At 46.9% G+C, this 21,423-nt stretch carries 18 protein-coding genes; 11 read left to right on the top strand and 7 right to left on the bottom strand.

Annotated elements, in window-relative coordinates:
- Positions 1–287 precede the first annotated feature (287 nt).
- The gene (gene cobT, locus QUA88_RS26880; protein ID WP_333057989.1) at positions 288–1,394 is read left to right on the top strand and encodes a nicotinate mononucleotide-dependent phosphoribosyltransferase CobT; all 1,107 of its coding nucleotides are present in this window, start codon (positions 288–290) and stop codon (positions 1,392–1,394) included.
- A gap of 302 nt (positions 1,395–1,696) precedes the next feature.
- Here the strand turns inward: cobT and QUA88_RS26885 are convergent, their stop codons facing one another.
- Entirely contained in the window at positions 1,697–2,095 is a 399-nt protein-coding gene (locus QUA88_RS26885) for a hypothetical protein (protein WP_242715966.1), read from the bottom strand.
- A gap of 468 nt (positions 2,096–2,563) precedes the next feature.
- Positions 2,564–2,722, bottom strand: coding sequence for a hypothetical protein (locus QUA88_RS26890; RefSeq protein ID WP_333057988.1), 159 nt, complete (start codon positions 2,720–2,722; stop codon positions 2,564–2,566).
- 76 nt (positions 2,723–2,798) lie between these two features.
- On the opposite strand from QUA88_RS26890, the gene QUA88_RS29585 reads away from it, so the two are divergent.
- Positions 2,799–3,008 (top strand): phycobiliprotein lyase, encoded by a 210-nt coding sequence (locus tag QUA88_RS29585; protein ID WP_445243076.1) that lies wholly within the window; start codon positions 2,799–2,801, stop codon positions 3,006–3,008.
- Positions 3,005–4,114, top strand: coding sequence for an extracellular solute-binding protein (locus QUA88_RS26900; protein WP_333274788.1), 1,110 nt, complete (start codon positions 3,005–3,007; stop codon positions 4,112–4,114). Before QUA88_RS29585 ends, QUA88_RS26900 begins: the two co-directional genes overlap by 4 nt.
- 83 nt (positions 4,115–4,197) lie before the next feature.
- On the opposite strand, the gene QUA88_RS26905 is transcribed toward QUA88_RS26900, so the two are convergent.
- From QUA88_RS26905 to QUA88_RS26925, 5 genes are all read right to left on the bottom strand, one after another.
- Positions 4,198–4,512 carry a hypothetical protein gene (locus tag QUA88_RS26905; protein WP_333233318.1) on the bottom strand — a complete coding sequence of 105 codons (315 nt, stop codon included), beginning with the start codon at positions 4,510–4,512 and terminating at the stop codon, positions 4,198–4,200.
- 93 nt (positions 4,513–4,605) lie between these two features.
- Complete coding sequence (locus QUA88_RS26910) at positions 4,606–5,112, bottom strand: hypothetical protein (RefSeq protein ID WP_333233316.1); 507 nt, start codon at positions 5,110–5,112, stop codon at positions 4,606–4,608.
- A gap of 45 nt (positions 5,113–5,157) precedes the next feature.
- Complete coding sequence (locus tag QUA88_RS26915; protein WP_333274791.1) at positions 5,158–8,463, bottom strand: PAS domain-containing protein; 3,306 nt, start codon at positions 8,461–8,463, stop codon at positions 5,158–5,160.
- A gap of 678 nt (positions 8,464–9,141) precedes the next feature.
- Complete coding sequence (locus QUA88_RS26920) at positions 9,142–10,272, bottom strand: aldo/keto reductase (protein WP_333274793.1); 1,131 nt, start codon at positions 10,270–10,272, stop codon at positions 9,142–9,144.
- 5 nt (positions 10,273–10,277) lie between these two features.
- Positions 10,278–10,784: a bifunctional nuclease family protein gene (locus tag QUA88_RS26925; RefSeq protein ID WP_333026715.1), complete on the bottom strand. Its 507-nt coding sequence runs from the start codon at positions 10,782–10,784 to the stop codon at positions 10,278–10,280.
- 638 nt (positions 10,785–11,422) lie between these two features.
- Between QUA88_RS26925 and ribE the strand changes: the two genes are divergently transcribed.
- The 8 genes from ribE to QUA88_RS26965 all read left to right on the top strand — a co-directional run bounded on the left by ribE (position 11,423) and on the right by QUA88_RS26965 (position 21,166).
- The gene (gene ribE, locus QUA88_RS26930; protein WP_333057983.1) at positions 11,423–12,139 is read left to right on the top strand and encodes a riboflavin synthase; all 717 of its coding nucleotides are present in this window, start codon (positions 11,423–11,425) and stop codon (positions 12,137–12,139) included.
- A gap of 291 nt (positions 12,140–12,430) precedes the next feature.
- Positions 12,431–13,576, top strand: a complete 1,146-nt coding sequence (locus QUA88_RS26935; RefSeq protein WP_333057982.1) for a glycosyltransferase family 2 protein — start codon at positions 12,431–12,433, stop codon at positions 13,574–13,576.
- Positions 13,577–13,619: 43 nt separating this feature from the next.
- Positions 13,620–15,416, top strand: coding sequence for an ABC transporter ATP-binding protein (locus tag QUA88_RS26940; protein WP_333057981.1), 1,797 nt, complete (start codon positions 13,620–13,622; stop codon positions 15,414–15,416).
- 33 nt (positions 15,417–15,449) lie between these two features.
- A complete protein-coding gene (locus QUA88_RS26945; RefSeq protein ID WP_333212101.1) occupies positions 15,450–16,673 on the top strand; it encodes a glycosyltransferase in 1,224 nt (407 codons plus the stop codon).
- A 60-nt stretch (positions 16,674–16,733) separates the two neighbouring features.
- Positions 16,734–17,717, top strand: a complete 984-nt coding sequence (locus QUA88_RS26950) for a glycosyltransferase (RefSeq protein WP_333057979.1) — start codon at positions 16,734–16,736, stop codon at positions 17,715–17,717.
- Between the two features lie 35 nt (positions 17,718–17,752).
- Entirely contained in the window at positions 17,753–19,036 is a 1,284-nt protein-coding gene (locus tag QUA88_RS26955; protein ID WP_333212103.1) for a glycosyltransferase, read from the top strand.
- Positions 19,037–19,058: 22 nt separating this feature from the next.
- Positions 19,059–19,829 carry a class I SAM-dependent methyltransferase gene (locus QUA88_RS26960; RefSeq protein WP_333263170.1) on the top strand — a complete coding sequence of 257 codons (771 nt, stop codon included), beginning with the start codon at positions 19,059–19,061 and terminating at the stop codon, positions 19,827–19,829.
- 5 nt (positions 19,830–19,834) lie between these two features.
- Positions 19,835–21,166 carry a glycosyltransferase family 4 protein gene (locus QUA88_RS26965; RefSeq protein WP_333233308.1) on the top strand — a complete coding sequence of 444 codons (1,332 nt, stop codon included), beginning with the start codon at positions 19,835–19,837 and terminating at the stop codon, positions 21,164–21,166.
- The last annotated feature ends 257 nt before the right edge of the window (positions 21,167–21,423 follow it).

The following is a 21,423-nucleotide window of genomic DNA, read 5'->3' on the forward strand; positions in this document are numbered from 1 at the left end:
ATGTTGAAGTAATTCTGCATCGGCAAGTTGATTCTGCGAATCAAGAATCCCCTCGGCTTTAGCCAGGGGAGTGTCAAGAAGAGTAGTTATTGGGCCTGGGGCATGCGGCATGGGGCATCGGGCATTGCTAATTGCTAATGGCTACTAAATAACTAATGACTAATAACTAATAGACCTCTCCTGCAAAGCAAGTCTTGAACAGGCAAGATGCCTGTTCCACAATAATTATTGCAGAGGTCTAATGACTGCTGACTAATGACTACTGACTACTGACTAATGACTAATTTATGATTGGTATTTATACAGAAATTGAACAGGGGCAGCGATGGCTCGATCGCTATCGAGGACGAAAACCGATATTTGCCTGCGTGTTAGGATTTACCGCGACAGGCTTAATTCCGGGGATTTCAGCAGCAGGAGCAACCCCGCACGATCGACAATTTACTTGTTTAGCCGATGCAGAATTTTTGTATAACGGCCCCCAACCGTCGCCCCAATATCCTTTGCCGCCCCTAGAAGCGGGTGCCTCGCCGGTACTGATATCTCGCGCTGTAGTCGAAGCTTTGGAACTGCCGCTTTACCTATTTAATGCTGGTTTGCCCCTCCCACCTACCGTACCTGCAATTGATTTGGGCGGCACTCCGGCAAAGTGTCTGATTTCTGGCAATGCTTTAGAACTCGAAACAGTCAAACATTTGCTCGAACAAGGATTAATTTGGGGAGCTAAATTGGCTGCTCAAACTAATGGCAGCTATTTAATTTTAGGGGAGTGCGTAGTTGGGGGAACGACTACTGCTTTGGGCGTGTTAATGGGTTTGGGTATTGCAGCGGCAGGCAAAGTGAATAGTTCTCATCCTCGCTGCAATCACGCTCAAAAATTGGCTGCGGTGACAGCGGGACTCAATAATGCTGAGTGGGAAATTAACGGACAAAACAGCACTCCCCTAGAATTGGTAGCGGCGGTGGGCGATCCGATGCAAATAGCGGTGGCGGGAATGGCGATCGCCGCGAGTCGGACTTGCGGGGTGCTTCTGGCCGGGGGTACGCAAATGCTGGCAGTATACGCTTTGATGCAAGCCTTAGCCCGTGAATATGCTCTGCTATGGTGTCCCGAACAAGTTGCGGTGGGGACTACGCGCTGGGTAGCCGAAGACCCTACAGGAGACACTGTAGGACTTGCTAATGATATCGGCGGTGTGCCTCTGTTCGCCGCGCAGCTAAGTTTTGCGGGTTCTCGCTACGGGCAACTGCAAGCTTACGATCGCGGCTATGTTAAAGAAGGGGTCGGTGCGGGATCGTGTGCGATCGCCAGTGGCTTGACTGCAAATTGGACTCCAACTCAACTCCTCCACGCTGTTGAAGCTTTAGCCTCGCGGTGTGAAGTTAAAAATTAAGTACGTAGTTATAGCAATCGATCCCGGATTTGCGAACTTCTCTCTTTCTGCTCTTTGTGCTCTTTGTGCTCTTTGTGCTCTCTCTCTGCGCCCTCTGTGCCCTCTGCGGTTCATCAAAAAAAATCTTGTTCACCAAACAAAGAGGATTGCTATTTCTATACCAAATCTCGCCTTAATATGCTATTTCCATCCTACTTGTGCGAGACCAAAAACTCCCTACAATCACTCTATAAGTAGACGAGCATAAATCGACGCAAATTGTATTTTTTCTGAAATTAATACCCGATACCCGGTAGCAATATTTAATTAGGCCCGCCTAGATGTTGCGAGTGCATTCTTTTGGAGAGCAACTGTTCTTCCAAGGCGGCAATTCGATTGTAAGCTGCTGTTAGCTGAGCTGTTAAGCGCTGGATTTGAATCTCAGCGCTCAGCTCTTTTTCCAGGCTTTGAGAATTTTTGTCGAAGTAGCTGTCATCTAACAGTATGTCTTTGTGTTCGAGGAGGCCGTCGAGACTGCTGTAGCTTTGATAGGGGGAGGTTTGATCATTTCCTAGCGTTCCAGAGCGATCGTTTCTCTGTTGCTGAGTCAGCTTCGTCTCCTTGGCCGACTCCAAGAGCTTTTCATTGAGGTTTTCTATGAGTTTGTAGAGGGCCTCGACTTGTTGGCTCAATACTGTAACTTGCTGGCGGAGCGCTTCCATACAATTATCCTTTGGCTCGTAACTTAATATCTTTACATTTTAGGTAAATCTTTACATAACTTGGATTTATCACTAAATTATTTAATTTTTGACGTAATTGTTGTGTTTCTAATTCTGACGGTAGATTTAGGGAGCCAGCCTGAAGATAATCGCTCGCCATTCGTGAGTCGATTGTAGATTTTAGATTTTAGGTTTTACATAGTCTTGGACACAGGAACCGGGTTGGTTAACCTCCATACTTCGTTCAAACCTTGAATCAGAGATAAAACGTCGGGTTTCTGAGAGTCGGATGGCAGAGCGTCCTATTAGATTGACTTCGCTCTCGCTAGTGCTTTCAGGATTTAGATAAATTGGTTTTTAGTTTTTTTAGTTATTAATCTGTCGCCGATATAAAAATACTTTTTCACTTCGGTTGTGTAAAAAGCGTCATCTAACGGCAGATGGCAGCGCTCTCGTTGTTTCGTTATATTAAAAAATGTAACACAGATGCAGTCGATCGACCGGGCTGACGAGCAAAACTGGCTCAAAGTAACTTGCAGCACAGAAATTAGGCGTTAAGTTGACGGAGTTTTCGGCATCGGAAAGCTCGATCGACAATGTAGAAGGTAAAATCAGGGCAAGAGCCAATCGATTGCGCGATTTTAGATTTTAGATTTTAGATTTTAGATTTTAGATTTTAGATTTTAGATTTTAGATTTTAGAATTGATCCCATGGATAAATTCGGGGGATTGTATCCTGGATGCTTTCGGTCAAACAGACTCTCTTGGCAGCAGAACCGAGTACAATGGCTCTGTGTTTGAAAAAGAAATAAGACAAATCGGCGCCCACTACCGGACTCGACAAACAATTATTTCCCCGGCTGTAGAACACAAAACGATGGGTCAATATTTAGAAAAGCGGATTGACAGGTGAAACGAAGGTCTTTGCTATTGGGGGCCGCCACCCTAACTTTAAGTCAATTGGCGGCAGGGTGCGACTCGAAGCCGATTCTCAAAATTCGATCGCTCAAAAACGGTATTCCGGCCCAACTGGTAAGCAAATTTAGCCGCGATGTACAACCGTCTCCGCTTTTGCAGGTAACGCAAGAAGGACAATTAAAAGAATTATTCGCCCTGTTGCAGGAGTGGAAACGGGTTCCCGAATCAAAAAATCAAGCTAACTTGGTGATGTTGGGAGATTACTGGCTGACTTTGGCAATTAGGCAAAAATTGATTAAGCCGATCGATCCTGGTAAGTTTGCTAATTGGTCACAATTGCCCGAAAGATGGCAAAAACTCGTCAGGCGCAACGATGAGGGTAAATTAGATCCTCAAGGTAAAGTGTGGGCTGCACCTTACCGCTGGGGAAGTACGGTAATTGCCTATCGAACCGACAAATTTAAGGCTTTGGGGTGGACTCCGACAGATTGGAAAGACTTGTGGCGAGTCGAATTACGCGATCGAATTTCTCTGCCAGACAGTGCCAGAGAAGTTATCGGTTTAACATTAAAAAAACTCGGAAAATCTTACAATACGCAGCAATTAGATCAAGTCCCAAATCTCAAAAAAGAACTCGCAAATCTGCACCAACAAGTTAAACTTTATAGTTCTGACGCTTACCTGCAACCATTAATTTTAGGCGATACTTGGTTGGCAGTAGGTTCCTCTGGGGACTTGCTGCCACTGCTGCAAACTCAAAAGGATATTGCTTTAGTAGTTCCGGTTTCGGGAACTGCACTTTGGACAGATTTGTGGGTAGAACCAGCATCGGGGAATCCAGTTTCTTTAGTTGACAAATGGATTGATTTTTGCTTACAACCTCGGGTTGCTCCTCAATTATCTTTGCTCGCAAAAGCTAGTTCGCCGATAATTGTCGGCATGAAACCCGAGAATTTGCCGGAAGCTGTTCGCACTAATTCTGTGTTGTTGCCGGATGCTAAGATTCTTGCTGCTAGCGACTTTCTGCTGCCGTTTGGGGCTGCGGGTATTCAGCAATATCGATCGCTCTGGCAAGAAACTAGGCAAGTAGTGAGAAGTTAAAATGTAGAGTGCGTCAGTCACCAGCCCAAAAGCGCCGAGAAAATCATCAAAACTGACGAACCTTTAACTGTAGGGTTCGTCAGTCACCAGTTGTACCTGTATGGTGCGTCAGCTCTTAGATTCTCAACTACTACTAAGGGTGAATTTTCAGGTAAACAAAAATCCTGACTTTTTTTGTGAGGCGTGTATCCTTGTGCTAAGGCATGGAGAATTACCTCACGTACCAGCACAGGCGTAATAGCTTGATAATCATCAGAAAAACCTGTCGTCAATTTCTGAGCAGGATTCTCATATAACTCTACGTACAAACCAATGCCGTAATCGTCGCGTGAAATAAGCCAACGATATTTTTCCCCGTTTATGGTGATACTACGTGAAGCTTTTTTAGGAAGTGCCATTTTTTGTCTGTTATTTTGTTAGCTAAAATGCACGGTGCGTCAGGTCTTGATTTATCGATTATCCAAAACATAACTCGCCACTGACGCACCCTACTAAAATCCTTTGAGTTTGCCTCGAAGACCTGGATTTGAGAGAGATTCTAACTCAATCCGACAGTTAAGCCGATCGCCCTTGCACGAATAAACTGCCAAAGCAGTGCCTTGACGGTTGCAAACTCGCACATTGTAACCATAATCGTTGGCGACAGTGCCAAAGCGGTTAACAAACTGATAGCGTTCCATATAATCGAGCAAACTCCAAAGTTGGCGATTGACTATGATAATTACCCAAGTATTGCCGGGATCGACAAACCAGCGATCGAGCAATTTTCCGCCAAAGAGTTTTTGAGCTAACCACAGACTCGGCACGCTTTTTTCGGTTTGCGAAAGCGGGGGCGACGGGAAATTAGCAGCGCTGCCAGTCGGGCAGACAGGCTCCTGGGAAAAAGCCGCAGATTGCTCGCAGAGCAAGGCTCCGAGGCACGCATAACAGGCGATCGCGAACAAAAATAAACTTTTTGTCAAAATGCCATGCCTGCGGGTATCAACATCGTATTTCATAATTAGTATTTTCTTTTTTATATATTTCCCGTAGATACTGTCATGTTAAAATTCCGATCGCCTAAACAATGAAGCAGGCAGACAAGCAGTAAAAGTAGAACCGCAATCTAACTCGCTAGTAACTTCAATATCGCCGCCCATCATCTGACAAAAACGCTGACTGATAGTCAGTCCCAAACCAGTACCCCCGTACTTGCGAGTAGTTGAATTGTCCGCTTGAGTAAAAGGTTGGAACAGTCGCTCTTGCTGTTCTGGTGTCATGCCGATGCCCGTGTCCGTCACTCGGAAAATTAAAAAATCTGCATCCAAAATTAACATTTGAGCAACTTTCGGTTGATATTTATTTTTTAATTCTTCACTGGTAATTCTTTCGACAGTAAGCACGATCGCCCCATTCGCAGAAAATTTAGCAGCATTGCTGAGCAAATTCAGCATTACCTGCCGCACTTTCATCAAATCGCCGTGCATCGCGCCGATATTGTCAGAACTCAATACTTGCAAAGTATTGCCGTTTTTATCCATTAGCGGTTTGATAGTTGTTACCACCTCCTCAATTAAGCCTCCAACATCAAAGCTTTCGAGGTAAATCTCCATCTTGTCAGCTTCAATTTTGGAAATGTCGAGAATGTCGTCAATTAGGCGCAGCAAGTGTTTGCCAGCAGTGCGAATTTTGTCTAAATCCGAGACTACCTGTAAGTTGCCTAACTCTTCGGCATCTTCCGCTAGCATATCGCTGTAGCCGATAATCGCGTTGAGAGGAGTGCGTAACTCGTGGCTCATATTTGCCAGAAAAGCACTCTTGGCGCGGTTGGCGAGTTCTGCGGCTTCTTTAGCCAACTGCCATGCTTCCTCAGCGTCTTTGCGTTCGGTGATATCCCGCAGTGTCGCCACCACCGCTTCGACGCTGCCGTCTGTGGCACAAAGCGGGCTGAGAATGTACTCGTAGTCGCGGGTTCCCCAGCTTGCGGTGGGGACAATTACTTCGCCTTTCACGGGCTCGGCTGTGGCAAATATGCCGTGGCATTCTTGGTGAACCCGCTGCATAATTGTTGGCGACCAGCCTAATTCCTGCCAGGTTTTGCTAATCATTTCTCTGGGGTTCATGCCTGCAGCTTGAGCGGCGGTGCGGCTGACGTAAGTGTATTTTCCCGATCGATCTACCAGAAAAATTAGGTCAAGAGAAGCGTCGAGAATGCCGTCAACTGTTCTGGCGTGTCGGGCTACCTGAGCGGTCATTTGTCTGACTGTGATGGCGCCGCGGACTCTGGCGGCGAGTTCAAACTGCAAGAGTTCGTTGGCTTGTTTGAGGAATAGGGTGCGCTGTTCGACTTCTATTTCTAATTCTGCTTTGGCTTTTTCTAGGGTGAGTTCGGCAAGTTTGCGATCGCTCACATCTGTAGAAATTGTACCGACTGCATAAGCTTTACCTTCGGAGTTGCAGAGGGGAAATTTCAGAGAAATATAAGTGTGCGGGCCATCGTCTTGAGGGATGATTTCTTCGATGGTTAGGGGCGAGGAGGATTCGAGAACTTTCAGGTCATTTTCTCGCAAGGCTGCTGCTTTGTCTTGGGGAAAAATATCGCCGTCGGTTTTCCCTGTTATTTGCTCTTTGGCGATGTCGAATAAATTGTCAAAATGGCGGTTGGTGAGCAGGTATTTTCCGTCAAGGTCTTTGATGTAAATTACTGCTGTTGAGTTGTCTAAGATCGCTTGCAGCAGTGCTTCGCTCTTTCGCAGGGCTTTTTGAGTGTTTTGGCAATCGAGTATTTCTGGCTGCAATTCCCAGTTGAGGCGATTTAAGTCTTGCCAAGCTTCTTGGACTAGATTTAAGGCGATCGCGCTTTTTTCTAGTTCTGTATTTGCCGGCCGCGACTGATTTGAGACGGAGTTTGCGGGCAATTCTAGGGGTTGGAAAGTTAGCAGGATCTGGGGATTTGCGATCCTCTTCGTTGGCGTAGCCCCCGTAGAGGCGGGCTTTCCTTCGGATCGCTTCGCTAACGCTAACGGGCCATCGCCGGTAATTTTTTTATATCGAAAATCGACCGCTAATTGACCGTTTAAACTCGATTTTTTGGGAAATAAATCGGGGAATTCGCCGAAATTTAAATTGTCGGAAATCCGATCCTCTTCGAGGGCTTCGCCAACGAACTTCCGAGCTCGCTGCTGCGGTTCGGCGGTGGAGTTAAATGCCCAATTCCCCTCTGCTGTTAATAAATCTGAGTTAGCGGGTTTGGCAATCCGGCGCGTGACTGCAACGCCCAAGGTGAAGGGGACAACGGCAGCCGCAGACATTGCCAGCAGCCAGTTGTTGCCCCACCAAGTTGCGATCGAGGTTTTGGGGATGCCCCGCACTAAAATTGCTGCGGGTTTTCCCGCTAAATTGCCGAGGGATTTGGCAGCTACTGCATAAGTTTGACTGCCTGTTTGTACGTTTCCGGCGACTGGTTTGCCCCCACCGGCGAGTGCAGATTGTAGGAGAGATTTGTCTATGGAATTTAAGTCTGGTAACTGTTGGTTTTTTGTAACTGCTTGCGAACTTGCCAAGACAAATTTGCCGTCAGCCAGCAGTGTGTAGATAGCCTGATATCCGCCGCCCTGTAAGTTGAGCATTTCGCTGCTAGCAACTGCCGACGTTTGGCTGATAATTTTTCTTAAGACTAAGGCAGCAATCACTGTCTGAGTTTTTGGATCTTTTACGGGAATTGCTGCGTAGCGGACGAGCACAGGGCGATCGCCCTTTCCGGGCGGCAAAGATCCCAATTGTTCCTGAACTTCCGATTTTGCAAGGATTTCGGTAGCTGTAATTGGGTTTTTTGCAGCGAATACTCGATCGACTATTTTTGGCAGGTTAAAAGTTTTTCCCTTCTGGTTAGAGTTTATGCTAACCACTATCTGCCTGTTTTTTCCAACTAAGGCCGCGCTGTCTATTTCCCCTGTTTTGACTTGATTTTCTAGAATTTGATTGACAGATTTTTGCAAATATGATAAATTTTTGCCGCTGTTGTAAGCTAAGGCTATTTGGGCGATCGTTTGACTGTCAGAGGAGTTTTGCAAACGGTCGGCGGCGCGATCGAGTTGGAGATTGTAGTTAATTTCACTAAGGCTCAGTTCTAATTTAGCTTGATTTTGCAGTTCGTTGCTTCCAATTGCCGATGTTAACCACAGTGCTGCTACCGTTATTCCCACGGGCAAGATTGTTTGTAAAGTCAGCAGTCCGATTAGCTGTTTTCTGGTAACAGATAAGTTGTAGGTAGACGGCTTGAAAGCTGCTTTCAATCTTCTTTCGGAAGTCGCAACTTTAGTTTGCTGCAGACAATTTTGCTGGCTGTCGTTTAACTGAGTATGAGCCATAATAGTAGATGCTGAATCGGTTATAGATGACAGGCGATAAATTAATCTGGAAGGTAATCAATTTTAGATTTTAGATTTTAGATTTTAGATTTTAGATTTTAGATTTCGGCGTGAGCGATCAGTTGAACGATTTTAGATTTTATATCGAGTTCGGTTAATCACTCATATCATGTCCGGTTGAGCGACCGCGGTTTTTGTAGGGGTTTCCCTCACCAACAATACCTGCCAATAATTGACAATCTCAAAAACCCGCTCCGACCGGGATATTATGGTTAATCGATCGCACATGATATTATCCTAAAATTGTTGCCTCTCGTCGGCGCCAACCAAGCAAGAAAATGACTGGGGTATGCTCACAGAAATCAGTTTCTAGGTGTTAATCAGATTATCTTATTTAGCTGTTTTTACATATACTGTCGGTTCCTATTGAAAGTTTGTTCGCAGCATCCCAATGATGGCTTTCAAAGGAGTGCTTGCGCTTAGATATAGGCTTGGCTGTGCAGGATGCTCGCACTCCTTTGAAAACGCTTTTTGCAAAATCGGGATGCTCTTGCAGACAGTCGCCAGACTAAGTAATTTTCCATCAACTGTATCGTAAATTTACTTAAACCAAAGTTTAGCCTAATTATTGCAAAACTTAGATATGCTCGATCGCCTTTTGCCTTCATCACCTTTTTTTCAGTCCCACAACCGCCTGCCTGCTTTGCCCCCGAGTCGCTGGTGAGTATCTTTGAGCAAAGTTGGGATGTCTAACTCTTCGGGACACCGGGGCAAACATTCGCCACAATCGGTGCAGCGGTTGCCTTTGTTGCCGGGAAACCAGTGTCCGGCATTTTCAAACATGGCGTAGCGGTATTTGCCAAAGTCAGTCATGTCGCACCCGACGGCGAGATTGCGGAGTCGCAATACTTCGGGAATGTTGATGTTTTCCGGGCAAGGCAAACAGGCATAGCACTGGCTGCATTTGTCGGTCTTCAAACTGGCTGCAATAGCCGATTCTAGCCGATCGAACGCAGCGATTTCGGCGTTGGTGAGGGGAAAGTCGCGATCGCAATATTTCAGGGGTTGCTCTAATTCTGTCGGATTTGCAGGGCCCACACTCAAAGTCCCAATCCTCGTATCGCTGAGTAAAAATCGATAGTTCAACTCTAAGGGCGAGAAAGGCGAGCACAATTGTGCGAGAGTTTCTGGGGGCGTGTAGAGTTGCCCTCCTTTATCTGCCGGGGAAATGATGAAAACGCCCATATCTTTGTCTTTGGCGAGTTCAATTGCCGGGGCGTTGCGCTGAAAAAAATAGTAATAATGCAGATTGACAAATTCAAACAAATCTGTATTGATTGCAGCCAAAATCAGATCCAGAGGCCCGTGAGTCGAAAAGCCGACGTGCCGAATGCGACCGTCAGCCAGGGCTTTGCGTACAGCTTCCATGCAGCCTGTGGGCGATCGCACCCAAGCCAAATGTTCCCAAGTATTCAAACCGTGAATTGCCAGACAATCGATATAGTCTAAATTCAGGCGTTTGAGGGATGCGTCGATGCAGCGTTCCATTGCTGCTGCATCCTCGGTTGGGGAAATTTTTGTAGTGACGTGGAGGCGCGATCGATCGACAGACAAACCAGCCGAAAGGGCCGCGCCAAGATATTCCTCGCTGCAACCGTAACCTGCAGCCGTTTCCAGGTGATTGATTCCCTGAGACACAGCCTCTTGTACAGTCTGACAGGCAGTTTCCTCAGAAGCCAAATAGCGCATGGTTCCCAAGGAAAATACAGACAGGTGCAACTCCGTTTTGCCAAACCGTCGATAGCGCATAAAGTTTAGGAAGTTTCGCCTGGGCTGAAGCCGCTTCTCTTAATCAAATCCTCTGGACGGAGGTTTGAGATAAATTCCCGGAATGCCCGGCGTTCGGCCTCATCAGCATCTCGATCGACAGGTATCGAAGCATCGGCGACGACTTCTTCCATCACCCAGATGGGGCTATTCGTTCGCAAGGCTAGGGCGATCGCGTCGCTAGGTCGGGCATCGATCTCTTTTTTAACTTCTCCCTGACGGACGATCAGCACGGCATAGAACGTGTTATCTTGCAGCGAGTGAATAACTATGCGCTCCAAGGTAAGACTCCATGCCTCTAAAAAATTGACCATCAGATCGTGAGTTAAGGGCCGAGGAGGTTTGTGGCCTTCGATCGCGCTAATAATAGCCTTTGCTTGCTCCTGACCGATATAAATAGGCAAAGCCCGTCGCTCAGTAGCGTCTCTCAATAGGACAATAGGACTGCGCGTGGCTGCATCTAAGGCAATTCCAGCGACTTTCATTTCAATCATAAAAATACTCGGTAAGTGGGAAACTCAGAGACTTTAGTCCTGAGAGGGAAACAACATGGGCGGTTTCAACACATTCGACTACGCGAGAGTGACCACCACCTTGAATCCCCTTTCCCCTTTCGGGGGTAGAGGGGTATGGTTGCCCCTCTTTGGAGATATGGTTGTCTCCGGCTCCCTTTCGGGGTAATGTTCGCTTGTCGGTCAATGTTATGAGAGCTTGTTAGACTTGCAACACTGTCTCTGTTACCTTAAGACTGTTTAATTGCAAATGACAGAGCGGAAAACTAGCGTCGCATTCTCCGGTGTCGTGACTCAAATAACGTAGCCAGTTAAGGCTGAGGCCCGTCAGCACAGCTTGCTTCGATTGCTCTTACAAGCTCAGTCCCTGGTTTTAGGGCTGGGTTACTGACAGAATTAAGAAACTGCAAGGCGGTAGAAAACTCGGACATAAAGATGACCTAAATCCAGTATGACTCGATCTTCGCCTGAATCTGCAACTGATCTGGGACTATCGATTTTAGATTTTAGATTTTAGATTTTCGATTGACTCCGGGGGACAGGGGGACGGCAAAACCTCCTGCGTCTGGTTTGTGACTGTGGTTTGATGTAAATAGGCGATCGACTAAGGAAAAATACTTATGTTTACAGGACTGATTCAATCTCTCGGAAAGCTGAAGTCGTTAGGCAACGATTATTTCCAAATTTCCTGTACCTCAAACAACTCCTACCTAATTTTACAAGATTTGGCCATTGGGGACAGCGTAGCCGTGGATGGAGTCTGTTTGACGGTAGTGGAAGTTCTGCCTGCGACGGGTTTTGTCGCCGTCGCTTCCCCAGAAACCCTCCGGCGCACAACTCTGGGATCATTCCCCGATGCTTTGGTGAACCTAGAAACCTCCCTGCGCGCCGGTAGCAAATTGGGGGGACATTTTGTGACGGGGCACGTAGATGCGATCGGCACTTTAGCGACATCCACCCAAACCGCCAACGCTTGGGATATGCGCTTTACTGCCCCACCTGTAGCAAATTCGGGATGGCAACGTCAAATCGCACCTTACATCGTTTCCAAGGGCAGCATCGCCGTCAACGGCATCAGCTTAACCGTGGCAGATTGCGATGCTGACGGTAATTGGTTTGAAGTTGCTGTCATTCCCCACAGTTTTGGTGAGACAAACCTCAGCTATTTGCAACCAGGAAGTTTAGTAAACTTAGAAGCAGATATTCTGGGCAAATATGTCGCCAAATTTCTCCGCAGCGGCTCAAAATCCCATCCCGAACCTTGGGAAGAAGATTCCGCAATCAACAGTTTAGGAACAATTACACCCGAATTCTTAGCAGAACACGGATTTATGTAATCAATGAAACAATAAAAATCATTGCTGAACGAAGTAGCTGTGGGCAGACTAGCATCTTTTTATCATTTAGAATATAACTTTTAGTTGTAGTATATCACCATTCTCTTGCTTTGCACAACTCATTGATACGTGCTATATACCATTGACGTTGAACAGAGAAGGCGGTACAATTTTTATTAGGGGTTTCTCGGCTATCTCTTCCAGCGACTGTGTAAGTCCTGACTGCGACGAGTGTAAGGTAGATATGCCAATCTACAAAGAAAAAAAAATGAAAAATCTTGTTAAAAAGCAATGCAGCCAGATTCTCAAAAATCTCCCACTTTACCTCTCGTCTCAGTCATTATCCCTGCATACAACGCTGAGCCATTTATTGAAGAAACTCTGAAATCAGTTTTAGCTCAAACTTATCCAGCAATTGAAGTTTTAGTAGTCGATGACGGTTCCCAAGATCGAACTCCTGAAATTGTCGAAAAATTTGGCCAAAAAGATTCTCGCGTCCAGCTTCTGAAACAGCCAAATTCTGGAGTCGCTGTTGCTCGAAACTTAGGAATTCAGAAATCCAGAGGAGAATATATTGCCCCCATTGATGCCGATGATATTTGGTATCCTGAAAACATAGAAAAACAAGTTGAATCTATGTTGGAGGGAGGGGAAGAAGTAGGGGTAGTCTATTCGTGGACAGTGGACTTAGATGAAAAAGGATTGCTAACAGGAGGATTCCGGTCTTTTAGAATTGAAGGTGACGTGTACGCCACCCTAATCTGCCACAACTTTATAGGAAACGCGAGTGCTTCTATGATCCGTCGCAGTTGTTTGGAAAAGGTGGGGGTTTATGACAAGACATTGAAGGAAAGGAATGCTCAAGGCTGTGAAGACTGGGACTTATACCTGCGGATAGCAGAGCTTTATCAATTTCGAGCCGTGCCGGAATTTTCCATTGGCTATCGCAGAATGTATAACACTATGTCTACCAACTATACGGCAATGGCGAATTCTCAATCTTTGATGCTGCAAGCGGCCAAGCAACGGCATCCCGAAATTCCCGATTTCCTGCACCGATTATCTACCAGTAATTTTTTGCTGTACTTAGCGAACCAAAGCAGCCGCAACGGCCGCGATCGCACCGCGCTCTTTTGGTTATTCCAAGCTTTAAAAACTGAGTGCATCTCACCCTTATTACGTTCTGGCTTTTACATAGTATTGGGAAAGAGCCTTCTAAACCTATTATCCCAGTCTGGGAAACATCAGGATGCTCTAGATGCACCTGTGAGAGTAGAAGATACGCCATACTCTGAGAACCCACCGATGGGCCGGGAGGTGTTGGTAGAGCTCCGGCGCAAAAAGATCGAATTCATGGTAACGATAGGGAACATTTTTCACCAGTCAATTTCCCTCCTTGTCCAGCGAAATCAACCAAATATTGACACGCTCCCTTAAGTAAAAATTAGCGCCACGCCACCGACAAAGGCAGAGTTGTCTTATGAAAAAAGAAATTCAGGCTATTAGAACTCTGCTACCCCTCCTCAAGCTTTATCCTTGGGCTATCCCGGCAATGATTTCCTTGGGTATGCTTGCTTCCCTTTCCGACGGCTTTGGCATTAGCTTATTCATTCCCTTTTTGCAAACTTTACAGCAAGAACAAGCTCAGGCTATAACTGGCAATTCTTTCATTGATTCTCTGAACCAGATATTCGCTGGTGTCCCTGCTGGCTACCGCGCCTTAATCATTCCATCTTGTATTTTAGTCAGCATCCTCATCAAAAACCTGATTGTCTATAGTAATTCTCTGCTTTTTGCTTGGTTAAATTCGCGAATTAGCAACCGATTGCGCTGCCAAATTTTTAACCAAACTTTAACCGTTAGCTACTCTTTCTTAGAGCGCAGCGAATCGGGAAAGATTATGAATATTTTGGCAACAGAGAGTTGGCAGACTAGCAAAGCTTTGAGTTTGTTTGTTAACTTGATTACGTCTGCTTGTACGATTACTGTCCTGGCGACGCTGTTACTGCTCATCTCTTGGCAACTCACCTTAATTATCAGTATAGCGCTCTTCCTCATCTCACAGTTCATCCAGTTTGTGACGCGGCGAGTCAAACATCTGGCACAGCAAGCAGTAGACGCCAATTCTCAGCTCGCTGTCCGAATGTGGGAGGGATTAGGGGGGATGAAAACCATCCGCTCCTTTGGACGGGAATCTTACGAGCAAGAACGCTTCGATCGCGCTTCCCTGCAGGTGCGAAACACCTTTTTGCAACTCGATATGCTGGGAGGGCTCATCAATCCGCTCTATGAAGTTTTTTCCGCACTCCTCCTGCTAGCAATTTTGGCGATCGCCCTCCTGCAAAACCAGTCAGCTATGCCAACGCTGCTGACTTTTTTATTCATCCTCTACCGCTTGCAACCGCAGGTGCAACAACTAGATATCGCGAGGTTAGGTTTAGTCTCTACCGCCTGTTCTGCTGAAGTGGTAATGTCTTTTTTAGACACTTCGGATAAACCTTACATCCGCTCTGGTACAGTTCCCTTTGACAAGCTGAAGCAGGCGATCTATTTTGAGTCAGTTTCCTTAACTTACAATCCTGAAGATCGGCCGGCAATAGAGGCTGTCTCCGTCGAGTTCAAACGCGGCCAAACGACTGCTTTAGTGGGGCCATCGGGTGCGGGAAAATCTACGATCATCAGCCTCCTCTGCCGCTTTTATGAGCCAACGTCAGGAGGAATTTATGTTGACGACTGCTCATTAAAAGAACTTAATTTAATGGACTGGCGGAAACGAATTGCGATTGTCAGCCAAGATGTCCATATCTTTAGCGGGACGGTGAGGGATAATATCGCCTATGGGCGTTTAGAAGCAACCGAGGCAGAAATTTTTGAGGCGGCAAAACTTGCCAATGCTCACGATTTTATCAGCCAACTGCCGGAAGGGTATGACACGAAAGTGGGCGATCGCGGCGTTCGCCTTTCTGGCGGGCAAAGGCAGCGCATTGCCCTCGCTCGGGCGATTGTCCGCAACCCAGATATTCTAATTCTGGATGAAGCAACGAATGCTCTGGATAGTATTGCCGAAAACTTGATTCAGGATGCCCTCAATACGCTCAGCCAGGATCGTACCGTCATTGTCATTGCTCACCGCTTATCGACGATAGAAAATGCGGATAAAATTATTGTGATGGAAAATGGCAGGGCGATCGAACAAGGCAACCTCCAGTATTTGCTGAAACTCGACGGCCTCTTCGCCAAGCTTTATCACTTGCAACACCGTAACGTACAAAACTAAGTAAAAAACTAAGAGTAAGTTGGTGAATTATTTATGCCTTATCCCATCCTTGACATTGAAGTGACACAGCCCCTCCCAAATCTGATAATTTCTGAGGAGGATACAGGAATTGCCTTAGTTGTGCGGCGCAAAGATAAAGCTGTTGGTTTGATCATGCAGCCTCTTCCTCCCAAGACCGTCCTTTCTCCTGAAGATTTAGCTAAAATCATTGAACGGGAGGTTGGCATTAAGTTACTTCAGGAATCGATTAGAGAAGAGCTAACTCCTGCCGAAAATGGCGATCCCTTTCCGCCGCTGACAGTAGCAATTTGTACGAAAGATCGGCCGGACAACTTGGCGCGGTGCCTGCAACATTTACTCAAGTTGCAAACACCTATTTTGGGTGAAAAGCTTTACTTTGAAGTGTTAGTAATTGATAATGCACCTTCAGATGAAAGAACGAAGGAATTGGTAGACTCTCTACCAGGAGTTCGCTATGGCCGGGAACCAAAACCCGGTTTAGACTTCGCTCGCAATCGCGCCTTGCAGGAAGCAACGGGCGAACTATTAGCCTTTCTTGACGATGATGTCACGCCCGATCGCCAATGGCTCAAAGGCTTGAGGGAAGCTTGGGCAGAAAATCCTGATGCTGGCGGTTTTACAGGGTTAGTGCTGCCTTATGAGTTAGTGACTGAAGCCCAAATTTTATTTGAAAGCAGAGGAGGCTTTCGACGCGGTTTTGAAAAAATTCGTTATGGTCAAATCTTGCCCTATAATCCCTTATACCCCTGTGGGGCTGGCATATTTGGAGCTGGTTGCAATATGGCATTTCGCCGAGATGTTCTACTGAAATTAGGGGGATTTGATGATGCACTCGATACAGGTGCGCCTCTCCCCGGCGGTGGCGATTTAGATATGTTTTATCGAGTTGTTCGCGCTGGCTATCCCCTCGTCTATGAGCCTCGCTATCTGGTGTTTCACCAACACCGTCGGGAATATGAAAAATTGCGCCGCCAGTATTGGACGTGGGGTTTAGGTTTTATGGCTTTTGTCGTAAAATCTTATCAGACCGATCCGAGCCAACGCTCGAAATTGCGCTGGCTTGTAGCCTGGTGGTTTGCCAATCAGTTAAATCAGTTGCAACAAAGTGTCAGAGGATGCCATGTATTGCCTCCGCCCATGATTCTAGCCGAGTTGTGGGGCGGTGTTGTAGGTCTGTTTGGGGAATATCCCCGCTCTTTAAAACTAATTGAAAAAATTAGGCAGCAATTTGCCTAAAATTAGGAGAGTTTTTTCAGAGATATGTTTCATATTGAATGCAGGGAAGAATAGTTAAATATGAGTAAGCTTCCGCCGATCGATATCGTAATTTGTACTTATAACAATGCTCCCCTTTTAGACAAAGCTCTCTCAGCTATTTCCCAACAAATAGTTTCACCCAACCTAGAGTGGAGGGTTTTAGTAGTTGACAATAATTGCACCGATAATACGCAGAAAATTGTCGAAAAATATCGAGTGATGGGGCAAATTCCCCAGCTTTCTACAGTATCAGAAACACAGCAAGGATTAACCTATGCCCGCCACTGTGGCGTTAAAAATACAACTGCTGATTGGATTGCTTTTGTAGATGACGATTGCTTCCTGGCAGAAAATTGGGTGGAACAAGCTGTTAGATTTGCAGCGGCTCATCCCGACTGCGGCGCTTTTGGCGGTCGAGTAATTTTAGATTGGGAAACTCTACCAGCCAAATATGTATTGAATTATGGGTACTCCTTCGCACAACAAGAACACGGTACAGAACCCCAAAAAAAATCTTGTTTAGTGGGAGCAGGATTAGTTCTGAATAGAGCAGCCCTCGCTCATACTGGCTGGATAGATAAACCGTTACTTCAAGATCGCATCGGAACTAAGCTCATATCAGGGGGAGATGTGGAAATCGCTTTGCGGATTTACGGAGCAGGATACGACCTGTGGTACACTCCCGACTGTCAGTTAAGACACTTTATTCCGGCTAGGCGTACTTCTCAAAAATACTTGATCGACATTAACTATGGTCTAGGAACCTCTCAAGTTTTGGGGGATTCTCTTCTCTGGTCTGGTTCTTATCGAGATTGGCTGTTGAAATTTATTATCGATGCGGTGAAAGCTTCCCAAAATGTCCTGATTCAATCTTTAAGAGCAGCTTTGGGGCGGATGAATCCAGCGGAAGTGGAGATAAATGGGAGTTTTGTCCGTGGTAAGTGGGCCGGAATTAGCCGTGTGGTTCGCATGAGCCCAGAAGAACGCAGCTTGATATTGGGGCGTGCAAAATTAGCTGGCTAAACAGCTCATAAATAATATTTCTTGAGGTAATTTCTGTGAGCAAGCCTTGGAAAGTTCTCAATGTCGAATTGAGCGAAAATATTCCTGAATTGCCCTTGATTTCCAACTACGCCGGAATATATGTAGTGTTTTGGTGGCATAATATCCCCCTTGGCGAACGGGAGATTTTAGAGGATCAGTTGCCAATCTCGGCTTCACAACTAGCGAATCTAGCGGCGCTGGCGATCGCGCCTGCAGTCGGTAGCCACCTGCTAGAGCAAGGTTTTAAAGCGCCTTTGCCTGAAGTTTACAAAAAAAATCGGGCGTGGCACCAGCCCCCTGAGTTTCATGCCCTGACTGCCTTAGAGCAACCCCTGGCCAAGCTGCAGGAACGCTTGAACCAGACTAGCAGCGCATCTGTTTCTGTCGTAATCGGCACTCGAAATCGGCCAGAACAGTTGGCGCGATGTTTGCAATCCCTGCAAAATTTATCCCAACCTGCTCATGAGCTTATCGTGATTGATAATGCTCCGAGTTCAGACGCCACCCGCCAACTGGTGGCCGAGATCCCTGGAGTCAAATATGTATTAGAACCTCGCCCTGGTTTAAGCATCGCCCGCAATACTGGCATCCGCCACTGTACAGGCGACATTATTGCGTTTACCGATGACGATGTGATCGTTCACCCTGACTGGGTGGCCAGGATTGCACAAAGCTTCCGCGAATCCAAGATCATCGCTGTAACCGGCCTCGTCCTGCCTGCTGAACTCGAAACAGAAGCCCAATTAATATTCCAAAAAGGTGATACGGGCTTTGGTTGGGGATACCGATCTCTGACTTTTGACGCTGAATTTTTTAAGGATACGAAACACCTAGGCGCTCCCGTTTGGCGCATTGGTGCAGGAGCAAATATGGCTTTTCGGCGTGAAGCTTTTGAGTTACTAGGAGACTTTGACGAACGCTTGGGTGCAGGGGCATCTGGGTGCAGTGAAGATTCAGAGCTATGGTATAGAGTGCTGGCGGAAGGGTGGATTTGCTACTACGATCCGACCCCTGTTGTTTATCACTATCACCGGGGCGATCTCGATAGCTTGAAACATCAGATGTACCAATATATGCGGGGTCACATCGCGGCCCTTTTGATTCAGTTTGGGCGCTACAAGCACTGGGGGAACTTGCTTCGCTTATTCATCATTTTACCTCTCTATTATGTGAAACGATTTTTAATCGGTCTTTTGACCGGATTTAAAGGGATTAATAGAACGCTATTGGCAGAGGTATTAGGTTGCTTTGCGGGAGTCAGCTTTTACCTCAAAAATCGTGTAAAGAAGGATCAATAGTTTTTCCAATTAGAGGAAGATTATGGCAACAGTTGTTGAGACCAAAAAATTTGAGACGCATAAAGAAAAGCTGGGCAATTTCTTAGCCCGCAACCCTTTCGGTCAGCCCTTGACCCTGGGATTCTTTTACCGAGAAAAGATGCGGGCAATTCACCGCATTTCCCCAGATATGCCCTTTAAAGAAATTTTAGAAGTAGGAGGAGGTCAAGGAGGCTTAACGTCTTTACTTTATCCGCAAGCGCAAATTACTAACATTGACCTCGATCCTAAATATGCAAATGTTCCTTGCAACCTGCAGGAAAAAGTACGCTTCATCTGTGGCGACGCGACCAATTTACCGTTTGAAAATGAGTCCTTTGATGCAGTGACGATGTTCGACGTTCTCGAACACATTCCCGACCACCAAAAAGCTGTATCTGAAGCGCTGCGAGTGCTTAAACCCAAGGGTTTTTTATTAGTGAGCAGTCCCAATGAGAACTGGCGCTTTCCCTACTACGGCGTGATGAAACCGCTCTGTCCGCCTGAAGCAGAGGTGATGGCAGAATGGGGTCACGTTCGGCGCGGCTATAGGATCGATCAACTGAGGGATTTAATCGGTTTGCCTTACCAGAGTTCTGCTACTTTTATCAATCCCCTGACAGTAGTCTGCCATGATTTTGCTTTCTCTCGCTTGCCTGCCCTCATACGCTTATTATTCTGTACTGCCCTGAGTCCTGTAACCTGGGTAAGCTATTGGCTGCATAAACCTGATTCCCTGGGAACGGAAACAGCATCAGCTTGGCAGAAGCCATAAAATTTATGAATTTCCAACCAGAACCAACGATCGCCCTCCTGCACTGGGGCGATTTAATCGAAGATTTTTTAGATACCATCGGGGTTTCCTTTGAAGCTTTCTGCAACGAAATGACGGGGGGCTGGATGTTTGGCTACATTGAGGCGCTGCGGCGGGCAGGGGTGCGGACAGTGTTATTCTGCATCTCTGGTAGCGTGGCTGAACCCGTGCGCTACACCCACAAAGACACAGGTGCAACAATCTGCACCCTGCCCGCACCTCAACTTTACCAAGCTGTCCGTCGCCAGATGGTTAACCCTCAAGGGTGGACGGTTCAGGATATGTTTGGAGAGGTTCGAGGCCTGGGCCGTCTGATGTTGGCAGGGGTGAAAAGCGTTACTCCTTATCTGGCTACACCGCTGGGGTTGCTGGCGGCAGAACTGCGACGGGAAAACTGCCAAGCGATTCTCTGCCAAGAATACGAGTACCCGCGCTTCGACGCTTGCACTTGGTTGGGGTGGCGGATGGGGCTGCCTGTTTTTGCCACGTTTCAGGGGGGCGATTTTCAGGTTAGTCCTTGGGAAGGTTTGTCGCGCCCGATCGCCCTCAAAGCGAGCGCGGGTTTAATTATTGCTTCGCAAACCGAGGTACAGCGCGTGCAAAGTCGCTATGGCGTGCCGACAGCCAAGATTGCCCGCATTTTTAACCCGCTGGATTTGGAACTGTGGCAACCAATGGATCGCGCTGAAGCTAGGCAACTGCTGGGTTTTCCCGGTGACGCTGAAATTGTCGCCTGTCACGGGCGGATTGAGATTCGCCGCAAGGGGTTAGATATATTGCTGGAAGCTTGGGAAGGGATCTGTCGCGATCGCCCCAACCGAGATTTGCGGCTGTTGCTGGTGGGGACTGGTAGCGACGCGGAGGAATTGAGCCAGCGAATCGCTCAGATGCAGCTTTCGGGCATTGTTTGGGTGAATGAATATGTGCGCGATCGCGCTTTGATGCGACAGTACCTCTCGGCTGCTGACGTTTATACTTTGCCTTCTCGGCATGAGGGGTTTCCGGTTGCACCGCTGGAGGCGATGGCTTGCGGGTTGCCCGTTGTGGCTGCTGACGCCCCTGGAGTGCCTGATATTTTCGAGGGGGGCGAAGCTGACGGCGGGATCGTTGTGCCCCGTGAGGATGCAACCGCTTTGGCAGGGGGGATCGGTCGGGTTTTAGACGATCGGGCGTGGGGGCGGGAGTTGGGTAAGCGCGCTCGCATTCGGGTGGAAACTCATTTTTCTCTGGAGGCGATCGGTGTGCAACTGCGCCAGTTTTTGTGCGATCGCTCTTTAGCGCACATTCGGCATATCTGACTCGCAGCACTGGGAATGCTTGAAAAATCCCAGCCCTAAAAATTTATCTCCGCCTAATTTTTCTGGTTTTATTATCATTTTTTTTGCCAATTATCGGAGACCTAATAAATTTAACTTTACGAATTTTTTTAATATATTCATTGTTTCAACTAAGGAATGAGAATTAAATAACTTCCACAATGAAAGTGGGATGGGCGTCCCGCCCGTCCACTCATGACGGGCGGGACGCCCATCCCACAATAACAATTAAAATTGTA

The organism is Microcoleus sp. D3_18_C2 (assembly GCF_036702395.1).
Classification (GTDB): Bacteria; Cyanobacteriota; Cyanobacteriia; order Cyanobacteriales; family Microcoleaceae; genus Microcoleus.